Below are 17,227 nucleotides of genomic sequence, written 5' to 3' on the forward strand. Positions count from 1 at the left end.
AAGCCATTAGCTAATACGATTTTAGGTAGGGTTGTGTTAAAAGCTAAGGCTTTTAATACAGCCCCAATCCTATTTTTAAGTAAGGACAGTGCAGACGCTACGCTTAAATTGAACTAAACTTCCATCTGGGACAGGATGAAATTTTACTTCAGTTTAAACAGCTAGGAGGAAAAATTAATGAAAAAGTGGTTAATCGGTCTCGCACTGAGTATGGCAGTACTTGCGGGATGCGGAAATAGTGAACAAAAAGCGGAGTCAACCATCGCCGTTGACAATACTGCAACAGAACAGGCCTCAGCAGTGGAAGAGGAGCATCGCATTATCGCGGGAACGGTTGTCATTGCACAAATTTTGGATCGGCTGAATCTTGATGCGGTCGCAATTCCGGATACGGTGAAAGATTTACCGGCGCGTTTTGACGATCTTCCGAATATCGGAAATGCGATGAATCCGGATGCGGAAATCATCAAATCACTCAATCCAACTGAAGTGCTTTCCGTATCCACATTGGAATACGATTTAAAGGATAAATTTGAGCAATTGAGAATTCCTGTTGATTTTGTTGATTTAACAAGTATTGAAGCGATGATGGGTGAAATTACAGCACTTGGTGAACGCTACAATCGTGTCGATGAGGCAAAGGCTTTAAATGATGAGCTACAGACTGAAATTGATGCGGTAGAGGTTGCAGCAACTAATGAAGAAAAGCCGCGCGTACTCATTTTACTAGGTGTACCAGGCAGTTATTTAGTGGCGACCGAAAATTCATATGCAGGTGATTTAGTACGACTTGCAGGCGGGGAGAACGTCATGGCTGGCCAGGATGCAGAATACTTGCCATCGAATACAGAGCATCTATATTCATCGAATCCTGATATTATTTTACGTTTATCGCACGGTATGCCGGCTGAAGTTATTGAAATGTTTGACGAGGAATTTGCCAAAAATGATGTGTGGAAACATTTTAATGCTGTGAAAAATGGACAAGTATATGATTTAGAGGAAGAACTATTTGGTACGACAGCAGCATTGAATGTACCGGAAGCACTCAATCAGTTAGTAGAAATATTTTATCCATAAGACCCCGGCCTTTAGACTTAAGCTGGGTGAAAAGGATATGCGGGAGATTAACCCTCTACTGATTGAAGAATCACTTATCAATAACAATGTTGGAAAAGCAGAGTCTTGAGGGAGGTTTTGCTTTTCATCATATAAAGGATGTTTTCTGTGACCAAAAAAATTATGAGCTTTATCGCTGTCACTGTATTGCTTGTCATAACAATCATTTATGCTGCGACAACAGGCAGTATACAGATGTCATTTATCGACTTTATAACGAATTTTTTCAATGCCGATAATGCGGATATGGCTGCGATTAAGGATTTGCGTTTCCCTAGAATCATCGTTGCGATATTTGCCGGGGCTGCTTTATCGGTTGCCGGTGTATTATTGCAGGCAATTATGCGAAATCCATTAGCGGATGCCGGATTTATCGGGATATCTGCGGGAGCTGCATTTACAAAATTATTTATCGTAAGCTTTGTTCCGACATTATTTTTCTTCACCCCAATTGCAGCATTTATCGGGGGTGCGCTTGCATGTTTCTTCGTTTTCCTCCTTTCCTGGAAGTCAGGGCTCAATCCGTTAAAGTTAATTTTAGTCGGAATTGCAATCAATGCGATGTTCTCAGGGCTTACGGAAGCGATGATTAGCTTTGGTGCATCGGCAACAGGCGCGATTACGTCAAGCCTGTCCTTAAAAACATGGGATGATGTATCGTTAATCGTTACATATGGCTCAATCGGTTTACTTCTTGCGTTTATTTTATACGCTTCATCCAATGTGCTCGTATTATCGGATAAAACCGCAAAAAGTGTAGGTTTTAATGTAACAGGTGCCCGCATACTCATTGCGGCGGTTGCCGTAATGCTGGCTGCTGCTTCTGTTGTAGTGGCAGGAGTCATTTCATTTGTCGGGATTTTAGTGCCGCATATTGCGCGTCGACTTGTCGGGTATGATCATAAAGTGTTAATTCCTTTTACCGCACTGCTTGGCGCATTTATTATTTTATTGGCGGATACGCTTGGACGTACGATGTTCAGCCCGATGGAAATACCGGCATCAACGATTATGGCCATTATCGGAGGACCATTCCTCATATTCCTACTTAGAAAAGAGTGACACCAATATGGAAATTAAACAAGTAGTTGTTTCCCATGATGGGATGACCCGTCATTTAAATGCTATATCGACCACCATTCCAAAAGGAAAAGTGACGACAATCATAGGACCGAATGGCTGCGGGAAATCCACATTGCTAAGTGTTATGTCACGAAACAACAAACCGCTCGAAGGCAAGGCAACACTCGAAAACCGGGATTTGGTGGAATATAAGCCGAAAGAGTTTGCGAAGAAATTGGCGATTGTTTATCAGCAAAATGATATTCCTTCAGATTTAACGGTGGAGAAGCTCGTGATGTACGGAAGGATGCCGCATACTTCGTTATTCAAAAAGAGAGCGGAAGAAGATGAAAAGGCCGTGACATGGGCGCTTACTTGTACGAATCTGCTGGAAAAACGGCATAATGATTTATCGGCACTTTCCGGTGGAGAACGGCAGCGTGTATGGATCGCAATGGCACTTGCACAAAAATCGGAAATACTGTGTCTGGACGAGCCGACAACGTATTTGGATATATACTATCAGCTTGAACTTCTGGAGCTCGTTAAGCAATTGAACGAACAGTACGGCTTGACGATTGTGATGGTGCTGCACGACATTAATCAGGCCATCCGTTACAGTGACCACATTATTTTGATGAAAGCCGGTAAAATTATGGCAGAAGGTGCACCGCGCGATGTTATTACAAAAGAAGTTATTAAGGAAGTATACGGGGTCAATTCGGTGTTTCATGAAGATGAGCAGCTCGGGTTATATATGATGCCGTTAAGTATTTAATATGCGTAAAATTGTTCAAATTGTAAGTGGCATTGTTATGATTATTTGCGCGGGAATTATTATCCGTTATTTTTTCAGCTATCAGGAAATGGAAAACGAGCTGCAAGATGCCCGGCAAATTGTCGAACAAAGTGAGCTAGCTACACTTCAACAGCAAAACGATCATATAATCGGCTGGCTCACATTGGAAAATACCCGTCTTAATAACCCAGTTTTGCAAAGGAATAATAATGAATTTTACTTAACACATAATTATTTGGACGAGAAAAGTCGTGGCGGTAGCATATTTGCCGATTTTCGCAATGAAGTAATGGGAGACCGGCATACGATTTTTTACGGGCATGTTTTACGCAATGGTACGATGTTCGGAGATTTACCTAAGTTTAGCGAGCAGGCATATGCAGAAGCCCATCCTGTTTTTTACTATGAAACAAATGACAAGCGCTATGCATTGCATGTGTTTGCCGCATATGAAACGACGACTGAATTTTATTATATTGAAACACAATTTACAGACAACACATATACGGAGTTTTTAGAGGAAATTCAACAGCGTTCCGATATAAAATTGCCGGTTCATGTAATGGCTACCGATAAAATTGTTACGTTTTCGACATGCACGACATCACAAAATGACAAGGAACGTTTTGTCGTTCATGCAAAAGTAGTCGAACTAGAAAAATAAGAGGTGAAGTAAGATGAAAAACAGTAAAAAATTAATGACTGCTTTACTTGCTGTATCTGTATTGGCGGCATGTGGGCAAAAAGAAGAAGAAAAAGTAACAGAACCCGTGGAACAACAGGAAGCAGTAATCGATGTAAGTGCAGAAGCAGAGCAGTTTAAATCGCTTTTAGCAGGGCAAATGGACAGCTTTTCAACAGATACCGAGCTTTTAGCGGTTGCTATTAAAGAAGGAAAGCTGGAAGACGCACAGAAGTTGTATCCGTTAGTGACGATGTATTATGAGCGACTACAGCCCCTTGCACCGAGTTTCCAAGAGCTTGATGAAAAAATAAACGGCGACCTTGTTGAAGGAAAAGAAACGGATACGGCAGGTTTTCAACGTATAGCATACGGATTATTTGGTGAGAAGAAGACAGCAGGTTACGAAGAAATTGCTGAGGAACTAGTTGCCGATGTAAAGTCACTTCAAGGCGATTTTGCGACAATTGATGTTTCGGAAAATAATGTCCTTGCTTCAGCTATAAAAATGTTTCAGGACATGGCAAATAACAGACTAACTTCACCGAGCATTTCAGGAAATGAAGTATATGCGGTGAAAGCACAAACAGAAGCAGCCGAAGATTTACTGGAAGTGTTTGTACCACGTGTCTCTACTGAAAGTGCCGATGCTGCATCAAAAGCAGTTACCGCATTAAACGAAATAGTAGCATACTACGAAGTAGGAAAAGAAGATTATGTAAACTATAATCTCTTTACGGCAAAACAAGAACAGGAGCTCATCACTGCAGTGACTAATGTCGAAAAGGCACTACAGGAAATGAATGATTCGATTAAATAAAGAAATAAACAGGCATAAAAATAAAGCGGTTCAAATTTTACGATACGTAAAGTTTGAACCGCTTTTTATTTTGAGGATTTATGTTAATCCAAATGCTCATGCTTTATATACTGAGTGGATGCCTGGGGAATGTCTTTATACGAAATTTCATCGAAAGCAACTAATGCCTCATCATCAAACATGACAGTAAGTATTTCCGTATTTTTGTTATTTACAGGCATAAACCACTTTAGTGTAATATCATTTATTTCCTCCATGTGCTGGATTTCTTTAAGTACGTTATAGCTATCTTTCAGAAGTGTGTTTTCATTAAGAAATTCTGATGCCCTTAGTGAGACGATAACATTTTGCTTCTCATCCACCGGTATTATTTCGATATTCAGCATAATATTCTCGACAAACTGTTTCAGCACAATTTCTGTCAGCAATAGCATAGTGTGGGTTTTCAATTGTTCCTGGGTCATTGATGCCTTAGCTTCAATAATGGTTTCTTCCTCATCGGAATTCTTCATTTTTATAATATATTGTAATGAAACAGCGCAAACAAAAATAAGTAAGGCGATTAACATAAATTTCAGCAATTTATTTAATATAAGGACAACCTCCTATGAAACTAGCGTAATAATCACTATTATATAGTCATTATGCCATAAAAAAATACTAAAAAGGACTGCCAATTGTGACAGTCCTTTTAAATATTAAGTATTTTGTTCTTCATTAGGGATTGTAGCAACAAATTCGTCAAAGTATAAAAATGATTCATCCTCAAGTTGTTTAACTTTCTGTTCGTTTAATCCAATAGATAATGGCCCGGAAAAAATCTCGCCCCACCAAGTTTCAGTAATAATCATTTTATATAGCCTCCTTGTACGATTGTTTTACATTACTTATTATGTTCGATTATTTAGTTATGAAATTCCCATATGCCTTTATTTATAAACATTTCTTTAAAAATTAAGACAATTTAATCATATAGCCTCCTTTTTTTAGCAGGATAATTTATAAACTTTGTAGTAGTTATTACTATAGTTAATATGTGTGAACAGCTATAATTTATGCATACATTTATCTTCATTCGGAAAAAATGGTCAATTTTTTAAGTCGTTCATGAATGAAGCTGGATTTCTGTATAGGTCACGGATATTAATTTCGGGAAGGATGAAAAAAATGAATTTTACTGCAAATGATGTTGAACAAATGATCGAAAATCAACGCGCCTTTTATTTTACGGGCGCTACAAAAGATGTAGAATTTCGTAAACAACAGCTCGTTAAATTAAAAGAGACAATCAAAAAATACGAAGAGCAAGTAATCGAAGCTTTAGCATTGGATTTAAGAAAAAGCGAGTTTGAAGCATTCACAACTGAAATTGGTATAGTTTATGATAGTATTTCCTATTTTTTAAAAAATATAAACAGCTGGATGGAACCGCAGCCTGTCAAAACTCCGCTTCATTTCCAGCCAGCAAAAAGCTATGTTGTACGTGAACCATATGGAGTGACCTTAATTATTGGACCATTCAACTATCCATTCCAATTGATTATGGAGCCATTGATCGGGGCGATTATCGGAGGGAATACAGCAATCGTAAAACCATCAGAATCTGCCGAACATACAGCATTTATTGTAAAAAAAATTTTGGGGGAAGTATTCTCTCCTGAATATGTACGTGTTGTAGAAGGAGAAAAGGATGAGGTTACAGCTTTAATTCATGCATCTTTTGATTATATATTCTTTACGGGAAGTGTAGCGGTTGGAAAGGTTGTTGCTAAAGCAGCAGCAGAACGTCTTACACCAATTGCTTTGGAATTGGGTGGAAAAAGTCCGGCAATCGTTGACCAGACCGCAGATTTGGATGTAGCTGCGAAGCGGATTGTATGGGGAAAATTCAATAATACAGGCCAAACATGTGTGGCACCCGATTATGTTCTTGTCCATACAAGCGTTGCAAAAAAATTTACGCAACTTCTTAAGAAAGCAATTAAAGAATTTTACGGTGATGATCCGCAGCAAAGTCAGGACTATGGGCGTATTATTAATGAACGCCAATTTGACCGTCTGCAGGCTATTTTGGATAATGAACGGGATACTGTCACATTTGGTGGCCGCACAGACCGAGAAGATTTATATATGGAACCGACCGTACTGGAAAATATTACGTGGGCCCGACCTTCCATGGAAGATGAACTGTTTGGCCCGATCTTACCGGTCATGACGTATGAGAATTTACCAAAAGCGATTCATGAAATCCGTCAATTGCCGAAACCATTAAGTGCTTATCTGTTCTCGGAAAATGAAAAAGCAATCAATTACTTTTTAGAAGAGCTTCCTTTTGGAGGAGGCTGTATAAATGATGTTATTACACATGTCGGAAATACTCATTTACCGTTTGGCGGAGTAGGACCTTCAGGTGTGAAAGCATATCACGGGAAAGCAAGTTTCGAAAACTTTACACACCCGAAATCAATTATGCACCGTTCTAATAAACTGGCTAATAGTTTGCTATATCCTCCATATAAACAAAAAGTGAAGCTTGTTCGGACAATTATGAAATAGCGTAATAGTAGAAGGCTTTCCCGCAAAACTCAGGAAAGCCTTCTGCTATTATTCTGTCATTATCGGAAATGTTAATAATATTTCAGTACCGACATGCTGCTTGCTTTTAATTTGGATGGAGCCCTGATGATCTTGTACAATTTTATTGATGATCATCATGCCGAGCCCTGTTCCACTTGTTTTCGTCGTATAGAAAGGTTCGAACATTCGATCCAGCACATGTGGCGGAATACCGCATCCAGTATCAATAATCTGGATATAGATTTCCTTTGCATCTTTACTTTTGCATACTTCCAATGTAATAGAGCCATCTTCATTAATCGCTTAAATCGCATTCTTGAATAAATTTATAAATACTTGCTTCAGTTGATTTTTATTTCCTAAGATTGTAATGTTCAAAAATTCATTGATAATTTTCAAAGAAATCGCTTTTGAATGGAACTCATATTGAAGAAACTGGACAACTTCTGATAAAGCTTCCGCCAAATTAATTGGGGCATACTGGTTTGCCTGAGGTTTGGATAATACAAGAAACTCCGATAAAATTAATTCAATTCGCTCTGTTTCATTTTGAATGAGCTTTGTATATTCATAGTAAGGAGAATCGGAATCTTCGTTCATCATTTGTACATAGCCGGAAATGACTGTCATCGGATTGCGGATTTCATGAGCAACACCCGCGGCAAGCTCTCCGACAAGCTTTAATTTTTCAGACTGTAAAATCAGATTTTCAGTTTCTTTAATATAGGAAATGTCCCGCGAAATTACAGATGAACCTATAATTTCACCATGAGGACTTATAATAGGCGACAATGAGATTTGTGCATCAAAAAAAGTGCCGTCCTTCCTCATATCGGTTGTTTCATGCAGATGATATTTCTTGCCGAGCATCAGATCTACTTTTCTTTGCCTTGATTCTTCCTCGTTTTCCGGGGGGATGAGCGGTAAAATACGCCCGATAGCTTCCTCCTTGGACCAGCCATACAATTTTTCGAATGCAGGATTGACGGCAATAACCCGATCCTCCAAATCAAATACTGCAATTGCATCATTTGCCTGTTCAAAAAACAAGTTTAAATAGGCGTGTTTGGAATTCAAATAATTTTCACGATCAATCGCATTTTTCTCCAGTTTCATCCAGATGTGCTTAATGAAAAAGCTTTGACCAATACTTACAATACAAATTACTATTAAAAAGCTGAAAAACAGGAAATGGTCTTGTGAATTAAATAATGAAAATGAGAAAAATGATAACTTATATAAAATAAAAATCTCCAAAAGTATTAAAATTATATTAATAGTTAAAATTAATGATGAACGGTAAATTGTTAAAATTGCGATAATATAAAGAAATGCATAAAAGGTAATAATGCTAACACTTTGAAAGTTAAAAAGAAAAGCAAGTAAATGCCAACAGACGATAATAATTATTTGAAGGGTTTTTGGCGGCAATTTAACATAATAAAACGCCACGAGCAGAAGACTACTTGCAACACATACAATCAAAAAAGCAGGCTGATGCTTTAAAAGCTGTGAAGTAATTACAACAGCAAATACAATAGCGGAAAAAATATAGGTGATTATCATAAGAAGATTTCGCTTATTCAAAATTTCATGTTGCTGCATAAAACACCTCGGATAAGTAATATTAACTATAATGATACAGTAATTCATGATGTCGATAAATGGCGAATTTTGATATGATAGATATATCGTATAAATAAATAAAATAAGTGAACAAAGTGGAGTCTTTATCTTAATATAATTTTAGTTCTTAATTTCTGTTTATAAAGTAATTAATGAGAAAATTGAACTTATGTATTATATGTCCAAAGTCCTTATATTGCAAACATGTTTATTATACGGAAACATTACAGTTGTTGAAAAGCGTGGAAATTTCAATCTATGCACAGTATGATGATTAGTACATAGAAGAAAATTATCATTCGCAATTATATTGCAAGTGTGGGGGAAAGAATTATGTATGCAGAAGAACTTTTAAGTACACTGATGCAAAAAAAAGTCGTAGGTCAATTACCGAAGCTGATTACCGATATTGCGATTGATTCGCGCAGTGTACAGCCAAACAGTTTATTTATTTGTATAAAAGGTTTTACAGTGGACGGGCATGATTATGCTCAAAAAGCAGTTGATGCAGGTGCAACTGTAATCGTTACAGAACGTCTATTACAGTTGGATGGAGAAATTGCACAAGTAATCGTCAAAAATACGACACGTACACTTGGCATTTTAGCAGCAAAGTTTTTTGATTATCCATCAAAGGATATTATGATGGTCGGAGTAACAGGTACAAACGGAAAAACAAGTGTATCTGGAATTATCCATAATATATTAATCGGGCTTGGCGAAAAATCGGCATTGTCCGGAACAATCGGTTTTAATTTAAATGGTGTGCTATACGAATCGGCAAATACGACAAGTGATTCATTAAATACACAACAGATGATTTTCCGTGCGAAAAGCGAAGGCTGCCGTGCAATGGTGATGGAAGTTTCATCACACGGTTTAGCATTAGGCCGTTTAGCCGGTGTTGATTATGATGTGGCGGTATTTACGAATTTAACGCATGATCATTTGGATTTTCACGGTACGATGGAAAACTACGGAAATACAAAAGGTTTGTTGTTTTCTCAGCTTGGACAAGACTTGGAGAAGAACAAGCATGTCGTTTTAAATGCTGATGATCCTTGGTCTGAGCGCTATGCGGAAATGACACCATTCCCAATTTGGACGTACGGATTGCATAATAAAGCGATTTTCCGTGCAGTGAACTGCAGTTACGGAAATGGAATGACGCAATTCGATATGGAAACGCCGGAGGGCACATTCCCGGTATCAATGCATTTACTCGGTGAATTTAACATTTACAATGTACTTGCAGCAACAGCTGTGTTCTATGCTCGCGGTTTCCCGATTGATGTCATTATCGAACAGATTGAAATGCTGCCGCCGGTGAAAGGACGTATGGAGAAAGTAGACTCAGATTTACCGATTCAAATGTTCATCGACTATGCACATACACCGGATGCGATTGAAAAAGCGATTAATGCGGCAATGCCATATAAAAAACCGGAAAATAAACTGATTTTCCTTGTTGGTACAGGTGGCGGACGTGATAAATCAAAACGTCCGACAATGGCAGAAAAAGCATCTGTTGCGGATTATGTTATCCTTACGACGGATGATCCGCGCTATGAGGAATATGACAGTATTACGGGTGATTTGGCAAAAGGCATGCAGCATAAAAATTATGCCTGTATCGGTGATCGTGCGGAAGCCGTTAGACATGCGGTAAGTGTAGCAAACCCTGGTGATATTATTATTTTCGCAGGTAAAGGTCATGAGGACTACCAAATTATCGAAAATACCAAATACCCGCATAGTGATGCGAAAATTGCGATTGAAGCTGGAAAGTTAAAATTTGTATAGGCTATGCTATAATTTTTTCAAATCCACCGTGTTAACGTAATAGCGTTAGCGGTGGGTTTTTTTGGAGGTGACAAAAATGATCCGTTCATTTTTATTAAGTATGGTTGCTTACTGCACTGTGAGCTTCCCGATTTATTGCATATTGCGAATGTTCTATATGAAAAATAAACGAAGAAGTGGGCGGCGCGAATTGTTGATGCTCGTATTCTTCTTTTACAGCATCAGTATTTTTTCACAAACGATTATACCGAATTTCCATATTTCGAATGGACAGATCATTTTTGATACTTCGACCGTTTATGTGCGCAGTAATTTCACCCCATTGCAAACAATTATGCTGTATTATGACCAATTGAATGGACCTTTGGCAAATATCGCATTTTATAATTTGGCTGGCAATATTGTCCTGTTTATTCCTTTTGGCTTCTTTATTCCGCTGCTATGGAAAAAATTCAGAGGCTGGCGTATCATGCATATCGTTGCATTCACCATCCCGTTCTTTATTGAAGGGACACAATATTTTATTGGTCGTAGTATTGATGTTGATGATGTATTATTAAATGCAATCGCTATTGTAATCGGCTTTGTACTCTTCAAAATATTCCGCAGATTACGTAAAATGAGCGTGCCAAAGTAAAAAAGGTTGTAACAAATGACTGTTGTCTTTTAAAATAAGAAAGTATGAAAAAAGGAGACGAAATTAATGACTTTAGAACAAGATATATTAGCGCGTCGTACATTCGCCATCATCAGTCACCCGGATGCCGGTAAAACGACGATTACAGAAAAACTACTATTATTCGGTGGTGCGATTCGTGACGCAGGAACAGTAAAAGGAAAGAAATCCGGAAAATTTGCAACATCTGACTGGATGGAAATCGAGAAACAACGTGGGATTTCGGTTACCTCTTCTGTAATGCAGTTCGATTATTCAGATTGCCGTGTAAACATCCTGGATACACCTGGACACCAAGATTTCTCGGAAGATACGTACCGTACATTAATGGCTGTAGATTCGGCTGTCATGGTAGTCGATGCGGCTAAAGGGATCGAAGCCCAAACATTAAAGCTATTCAAAGTTTGTAAAATGCGCGGTATTCCAATTTTCACATTTATCAACAAATTGGACCGTCAAGGGAAAGAGCCATTGGAGCTTATCGAAGAATTGGAAGAAGTGCTTGGCATAAACGCGTACCCAATGAACTGGCCGATCGGTATGGGGAAAGAATTCCTTGGAATTTACGACCGTTACAACAAGCGTATCGAGCAGTTCCGTGTAGAAGAAGGTGATCGCTACTTACCACTTGATGATGAAGGGCATTTAGCTATCGATAACGACATGAAAAAAACATCGTATTATTCACAGGCGATCGACGATATCGAACTTTTAAACGAAGCTGGCAATGCATATTCGGAAGACAAAATTGCCCGTGGCGAATTGACACCGGTATTCTTCGGTTCTGCATTAACGAACTTCGGTGTTCAAACATTCCTTGATACTTATTTGAAATTTGCGCCAATTCCTCAGCCTCGTATTACAGAAGATGAGCAATTTATCGATCCTGTAGAGCATGGCGAGTTTTCTGGTTTCATTTTTAAAATTCAAGCGAACATGAACCCTGCACACCGCGACCGTATCGCATTCGTGCGTATCGTATCGGGTAAATTTGAGCGTGGTATGAACATGACACTTTCTCGTACGGGTAAAACTTTCAAAGTAACACAGTCAACACAGTTCCTTGCAGATGATCGTGAAACAGTAAATGAAGCTGTTGCCGGTGACATTATCGGTCTTTACGATACAGGTACGTACCAAATCGGGGATACAGTAGTCGGTGGTAAGAAAACATTCAACTTTGAAAAATTACCTCAATTCACACCTGAAATTTTCATGAAAGTTGCGGCGAAAAACGTAATGAAAGGGAAGCAATTCCAAAAAGGTGTTCTGCAATTAGTACAGGAGGGCGCAATTCAGTATTTCAAAACAATGCATACGGAAGAAGTAATCCTTGGTGCGGTTGGTCAATTACAGTTTGAAGTGTTCCAGCACAGAATGATTAACGAGTACAATGTGGAAGTAATCATGCAGCCAATCGGCAGTAAGATTGCACGCTGGATTGAGAACGAAGAAGATGTGAAAGATTCAATGCACTCACAACGTTCAATGCTTGTTAAAGACCGTTTCGATAATAAAGTATTCCTATTCGAAAATGAATTTGCGATGCGTTGGTTCTCTGAGAAAAACGAAAATATACAGTTATACAGCTTGCTATAATTAGATATGAAAAGCCCCGGCGATTTTTACGTGAAGGAAAATTGCCGGGGTTATTTATGTTTTACGGTCAAGGCAAGGTTGGGAGTTTCATGTCCTGGCCCTCTGCTTATTCCTCCCCAACTATATGGTGGTTCCGGTCAAATTTATACTTTCCGTCCTCATATGTACGTTCAAGAAAATCAATCTCCCCATTATTGTGAAAAACAATAGCCGTCGAGCAGCGAGTACCGTAATTGGGAAGTTTAACGAATTGAGCGGATAAGGACCGTTCTAGATGGATACCTACACCAGTATTTGGCAATACTTCATCTTGTGCGACTTCCTTATTTTCCAATAACGAAATTAAGGTGTTCACTTCAATTGCATCTTTATCGATTGCATTTTCCAATACACTCTTTGCCGTATTTACTTTTGGCCATGGTGTATTGAGAGTAGCGTTACTTACACCATGAATTCCGCTTTCCACGATGCGGTGTTCATCATAAATATTATTGTAATGATGCATGCCTACACCGTCGTAAAGCAGGACATTGAAGCCGCCGTACAAATCTCTTTTTGAACGTAGTGACTGGATAAAAGACTCTGTCGGTTCGGTTGAAGTTAAAAATAAACGGACAATTTCTCCGCGTGACAACTGGCCGGTTTCAGGAAGACGCGGGTCACGGAAGTTTGTGATCGCAGCGAAACGACCATTTTTCGACAGTCCCATCCAGCTGCCTTGCTGGCGTAAGTCTCTCCCGGCTAATATCGCAGGTTGATCTTCCCAAAAATGGGCGGCTGCTGTCGGACGATCATAAAATTCGTCACGATTTGCAACGATGATAAGCGGATATGTTGGATGGACTTTATAGGAAAATGCAATTAAACACATAGATGGACCCCCGTTTATTGTATTCTAGGCAAGAAAAGGGGAATACCAGATTGAAACTTACTGGAACCCGCTGATTAACTTCTGCCTGTCTTGTATGATTTTTTGTAACATTTTGCTGTAGTAACATAGTTTTTGTCAAATAATAAAAGGGAAAAAGGTAGCTCTACACGAATTTTAATTAATATGAAGACAAATTGAAAGGACTTTCCATCGATGAATATAAGCAAGTTTTCAATAAAGCGCCCGGTTTTTACAATTGTTTCAATGATTTTTGTGTTAATACTCGGCGCAGTTTCATTATTTAAAATTCCGGTTACGTTAATACCGGATTTAAATCCGCCGATTGGAGTTGTTGTGACAAGCTATCCGGGTGCAAGTCCAATTGAAGTAAACGAAAAAGTGACTAAGCCGCTTGAAGCTTCACTGGCTACCTTGCCGGGGATTAAACGGGTGCAGTCGACATCGCTGGAAAGCTCGAACCTGATAATTTTGGAATTTGACTGGTCAACGAGTATGGATGACGTACAAACCGATATATTACAGCGAATTGATCTTGTTCCACTCCCGGAAGATGCGGGAAGGCCAAGCTTTTTAAAATTTGATCCTTCACAATTTCCGGTTATTCAATTGGCGCTGGGAGCAGAAAATGAGGATGTCGATATCCGACAAATCGCCGAATCACTTGAGCAGGAATTGCAACGTACTGAAGGGGTAGCAAGTGTAAACGTTTCGGGTGAAATTGTTGAAGAAATACAAATTGAGCTAGATGCAAATAAGCTTGAACAGAACAATTTAACGCAAAATGATATTATGCAAATTATCCAGGCAAGTAATATTTCGATGCCGGGAGCAGAGCTGAGTACAAACGAGAATCAGCTGTTGACGACTCGAGTAGTCAGCTTGTTTACCAGTCCTGAAGAAATAGCGAATGTGGTGCTTTCGGTCAATCCACTAACAGGTGATGCGCTCAAGGTTCAGGATATAGCGACAGTAGAACGGAAAGAGCAGGAAACAAACACAATTACAAGGGCTAATGAGCAGCAGGCTGTACTAATTTCGGTTTTACAGGAGTCTGGAGCAAATACAGCAAGTGTTTCCGAAACTTTTCAGAAGGAACTTGATCAATTATTGGACGAACCCCAATATGATGGAGTCGAAGCGACCATTTTATTTGATCAGGGGGATTATGTACGCTTAGCGATAAGTAATATTAGCTCTTCGCTTATTTTTGGCGGGCTGTTCGCGATGCTTGTGCTTTTCGTCTTTTTATCCGGAATAAAAAGTCCGCTTATAATTGGTATTGCGATTCCGTATTCGGTCATCGTTACCTTTGTGCTTATGTTCTTTGCAGACTTTTCATTAAACATTATGACATTGGGTGCCCTTGCACTTGGAATCGGGATGCTTGTGGATAATGCCATTGTCGTAATAGAAAATATTGAACGCCATCTAGAACTCGGGGAGAATCCGAAAGAAGCGGCAGTCAATGGAACAAAGGAAGTTGCTTTAGCAATTACCGCTTCAACTGTTACGACGATTGCGGTCTTTGTACCGGTTATTTTTATAAGCGGGTTAATCGGGCAAATTTTTGTGGAATTCGCATTAACGATTTCATTTAGTCTGATTGCTTCGCTATTTGTGGCATTAACGGTTGTTCCGATGCTGGCCAGCCGCTTCTTACGTACAAAACCTTCGACTGTAGTGAAAAAGCGTCAGGAATCTTGGCTGTATCGAAATTATACGAAAGCACTTAAATGGGGTTTGAAGAGACGAGCCCTTATTTTATCGATCACGATCGTCTTAGTCGGAATATCCGGATTCACATTATATAAAACAGGTACCGAGTTTCTGCCGCCAACAGATGAAGGGTTTGTTTCCTTGTCTGTTGAGCTTCCGAACAATGCAACAGTCGATAAAACAGAACAAATTGTTTCGGAAATCGAAGAGATGGCAAAGCAGTATGAAGAAGTTGATGTAGTGGTCAGTTTAATTGGCGGAAATCAGCAATCTTTATCGCGAGGTACTAGTGAACAAAATGAAGGGGAAATTTCAGTTAAGCTCGTTGAATTATCGAAACGGGATCGCTCTATTTTCGAGTTTGTTGAGCAATTTGAAAAACAAGTACAGCAAGCAATCGGAGAGCGTGCAGAAGTGACATTTTCACTGTCATCTTCTTCCGGATCGACACCTAACTCTCTAACATTCCGCGTAACAGACAGCAATGAACTGCAACTGAAAAATACGGTCACTTCCATTCAGCAAAATCTTGCTAAAATAAATTCGGTTGTCGAGGTAACAACTGATTTGGATGAAGTACAGGAGGAAATTCAAGTTGAAGTAAATCGTGAAGATGCACTTCAATATGGGTTAATGCCCGCACAAATCGCTCAAACCGTCAATATGATGACACGAGGTGCATTTACAACGCAGATCATTGCCGAAGATGGTGAAGTGCTCGGTGTATATACTGGCTTCGGAAAAGCGTACCGCGAGGATGTAGAAGCCCTTAAAACGATGAAACTTCGAACAAATGCCGGAGTGTTTGTCGAACTGCAGCAGCTGGCTTCAGTTGAAATACAAGAAACTCAAACAGCTATTCGACGATCGGATCAGGCATCTGCCGTAGCCGTATTTGTCAAATACAATACGTCCGAATCTCTTAGCGGCATTTCGAAGAAAGTGGATAATGCGATTGAAGAATTGGGTATTCCTGCAACATCGAAAGTTGTTTTTGGCGGAGATCGTGAGCTGTTCGACAGTGCAAAACAAGATATGATTCTGGCCATTCTGCTTGCTGTCATTCTTATTTATCTAGTAATGGGAGCTCAATTCGAATCCTTTAAGCTGCCGTTTGTTATGATGTTCAGTGTCCCGTTAATGATTATTGGTGTCGCTATATCTCTGTTTGTAACCAATACCTTGCTCGGTGTAACAGCCATTATCGGTATCCTTATACTAGTCGGGATTGTTGTAAATAACGGTATAGTTCTCATTGATTATATTAATCAGAAACGTCAGCTTGGATTAAATATCACCGATGCTGTTGTTACCGGTGCGCAGGATCGTATGAGGCCGATTTTAATGACCGCTTTGACGACTATTTTAGGATTGGTACCTTTAGCTTTAGGGATTGGCGAAGGGACAGAAATGAATCAGCCAATGGCCATTGTCGTTATCGGGGGGCTTATCAGTTCAACGATTCTAACGTTATTTATCGTACCGATTATATACAGTTTGATTGAAAAAGAAGCGAAAGAATAGATTGAAAAAATAAGTGTTTACTGCACGTTCATGTATATTTCTGATGAATTATAGAAGAATCGTTTGATTTTTCGGGACGTTATCGGTAAAATAGCAATATAATTGAATTGAATATCCAATTGACATTTGTCAAAGGGGAGTAGCTATAAGAGATTTAAGTAGCAGCCTGTCATTTTAGATAAGCGCTATCTTTAAATGTACTTACTTCACATTCGTCATTACATGGTTAGGAGCCATCGGGTGTGATAGCATTATGTGCTTAGCAAGACCTTTGCCTATTTACATAGGCAGAGGTCTTTTCTTTTTTGGCCAAAAAGGATATTTTTTCAAAT

At 39.1% G+C, this 17,227-nt stretch carries 15 protein-coding genes; 10 read left to right on the plus strand and 5 right to left on the minus strand.

Annotated features, from left to right (window positions below; genetic code table 11):
- The first annotated feature begins 177 nt into the window (after window positions 1-177).
- From isdE to MKZ25_RS03870, 5 genes are all read left to right on the plus strand, one after another.
- Window positions 178-1,080: a heme ABC transporter substrate-binding protein IsdE gene (gene isdE, locus MKZ25_RS03850; RefSeq protein WP_340800223.1), complete on the plus strand. Its 903-nt coding sequence runs from the start codon at window positions 178-180 to the stop codon at window positions 1,078-1,080.
- Window positions 1,081-1,227: 147 nt separating this feature from the next.
- Window positions 1,228-2,181: a FecCD family ABC transporter permease gene (locus tag MKZ25_RS03855; protein WP_340800224.1), complete on the plus strand. Its 954-nt coding sequence runs from the start codon at window positions 1,228-1,230 to the stop codon at window positions 2,179-2,181.
- Between the two features lie 7 nt (window positions 2,182-2,188).
- A complete protein-coding gene (locus MKZ25_RS03860; protein WP_340717466.1) occupies window positions 2,189-2,959 on the plus strand; it encodes an ABC transporter ATP-binding protein in 771 nt (256 codons plus the stop codon).
- Between the two features lies 1 nt (window position 2,960).
- Complete coding sequence (srtB, locus tag MKZ25_RS03865; RefSeq protein ID WP_340800226.1) at window positions 2,961-3,644, plus strand: class B sortase; 684 nt, start codon at window positions 2,961-2,963, stop codon at window positions 3,642-3,644.
- Between the two features lie 13 nt (window positions 3,645-3,657).
- The gene (locus MKZ25_RS03870) at window positions 3,658-4,482 is read left to right on the plus strand and encodes an EfeM/EfeO family lipoprotein (protein ID WP_340800228.1); all 825 of its coding nucleotides are present in this window, start codon (window positions 3,658-3,660) and stop codon (window positions 4,480-4,482) included.
- A gap of 83 nt (window positions 4,483-4,565) precedes the next feature.
- Here MKZ25_RS03870 and MKZ25_RS03875 read toward each other — a convergent pair whose 3' ends face one another.
- On the minus strand, window positions 4,566-4,994 hold the full coding sequence (locus tag MKZ25_RS03875; protein WP_340800230.1) for a hypothetical protein: 429 nt from the start codon (window positions 4,992-4,994) through the stop codon (window positions 4,566-4,568).
- A gap of 186 nt (window positions 4,995-5,180) precedes the next feature.
- On the minus strand, window positions 5,181-5,333 hold the full coding sequence (locus tag MKZ25_RS03880) for a hypothetical protein (RefSeq protein ID WP_008403534.1): 153 nt from the start codon (window positions 5,331-5,333) through the stop codon (window positions 5,181-5,183).
- Window positions 5,334-5,649: 316 nt separating this feature from the next.
- On the opposite strand from MKZ25_RS03880, the gene MKZ25_RS03885 reads away from it, so the two are divergent.
- Complete coding sequence (locus tag MKZ25_RS03885; protein ID WP_340800231.1) at window positions 5,650-7,038, plus strand: aldehyde dehydrogenase; 1,389 nt, start codon at window positions 5,650-5,652, stop codon at window positions 7,036-7,038.
- 48 nt (window positions 7,039-7,086) lie between these two features.
- Here MKZ25_RS03885 and MKZ25_RS03890 read toward each other — a convergent pair whose 3' ends face one another.
- Both MKZ25_RS03890 and MKZ25_RS03895 read right to left on the minus strand, forming a co-directional pair.
- Window positions 7,087-7,359 carry an ATP-binding protein gene (locus tag MKZ25_RS03890; RefSeq protein ID WP_340802970.1) on the minus strand — a complete coding sequence of 91 codons (273 nt, stop codon included), beginning with the start codon at window positions 7,357-7,359 and terminating at the stop codon, window positions 7,087-7,089.
- Window positions 7,360-7,362: 3 nt separating this feature from the next.
- Window positions 7,363-8,664: a two-component system sensor histidine kinase NtrB gene (locus MKZ25_RS03895; protein ID WP_340800232.1), complete on the minus strand. Its 1,302-nt coding sequence runs from the start codon at window positions 8,662-8,664 to the stop codon at window positions 7,363-7,365.
- Window positions 8,665-9,018: 354 nt separating this feature from the next.
- On the opposite strand from MKZ25_RS03895, the gene MKZ25_RS03900 reads away from it, so the two are divergent.
- The 3 genes from MKZ25_RS03900 (at window position 9,019) to MKZ25_RS03910 (ending at window position 12,763) form a co-directional block, all read left to right on the plus strand.
- Window positions 9,019-10,488, plus strand: coding sequence for a UDP-N-acetylmuramoyl-L-alanyl-D-glutamate--2,6-diaminopimelate ligase (locus tag MKZ25_RS03900; protein WP_340800233.1), 1,470 nt, complete (start codon window positions 9,019-9,021; stop codon window positions 10,486-10,488).
- A 76-nt stretch (window positions 10,489-10,564) separates the two neighbouring features.
- A complete protein-coding gene (locus MKZ25_RS03905; RefSeq protein WP_340800234.1) occupies window positions 10,565-11,125 on the plus strand; it encodes a VanZ family protein in 561 nt (186 codons plus the stop codon).
- Between the two features lie 66 nt (window positions 11,126-11,191).
- Complete coding sequence (locus tag MKZ25_RS03910; RefSeq protein WP_340800235.1) at window positions 11,192-12,763, plus strand: peptide chain release factor 3; 1,572 nt, start codon at window positions 11,192-11,194, stop codon at window positions 12,761-12,763.
- Between the two features lie 106 nt (window positions 12,764-12,869).
- Here the strand turns inward: MKZ25_RS03910 and MKZ25_RS03915 are convergent, their stop codons facing one another.
- A complete protein-coding gene (locus tag MKZ25_RS03915) occupies window positions 12,870-13,634 on the minus strand; it encodes an NRDE family protein (RefSeq protein WP_340800236.1) in 765 nt (254 codons plus the stop codon).
- 213 nt (window positions 13,635-13,847) lie between these two features.
- Here MKZ25_RS03915 and MKZ25_RS03920 point away from each other — a divergent pair, with 213 nt between their 5' ends.
- A complete protein-coding gene (locus MKZ25_RS03920) occupies window positions 13,848-16,895 on the plus strand; it encodes an efflux RND transporter permease subunit (RefSeq protein WP_340800237.1) in 3,048 nt (1,015 codons plus the stop codon).
- The last annotated feature ends 332 nt before the right edge of the window (window positions 16,896-17,227 follow it).

The sequence above is a fragment of the Solibacillus sp. FSL W7-1464 genome (genome assembly GCF_038004425.1).
Lineage (GTDB): Bacteria > Bacillota > Bacilli > Bacillales_A > Planococcaceae > Solibacillus.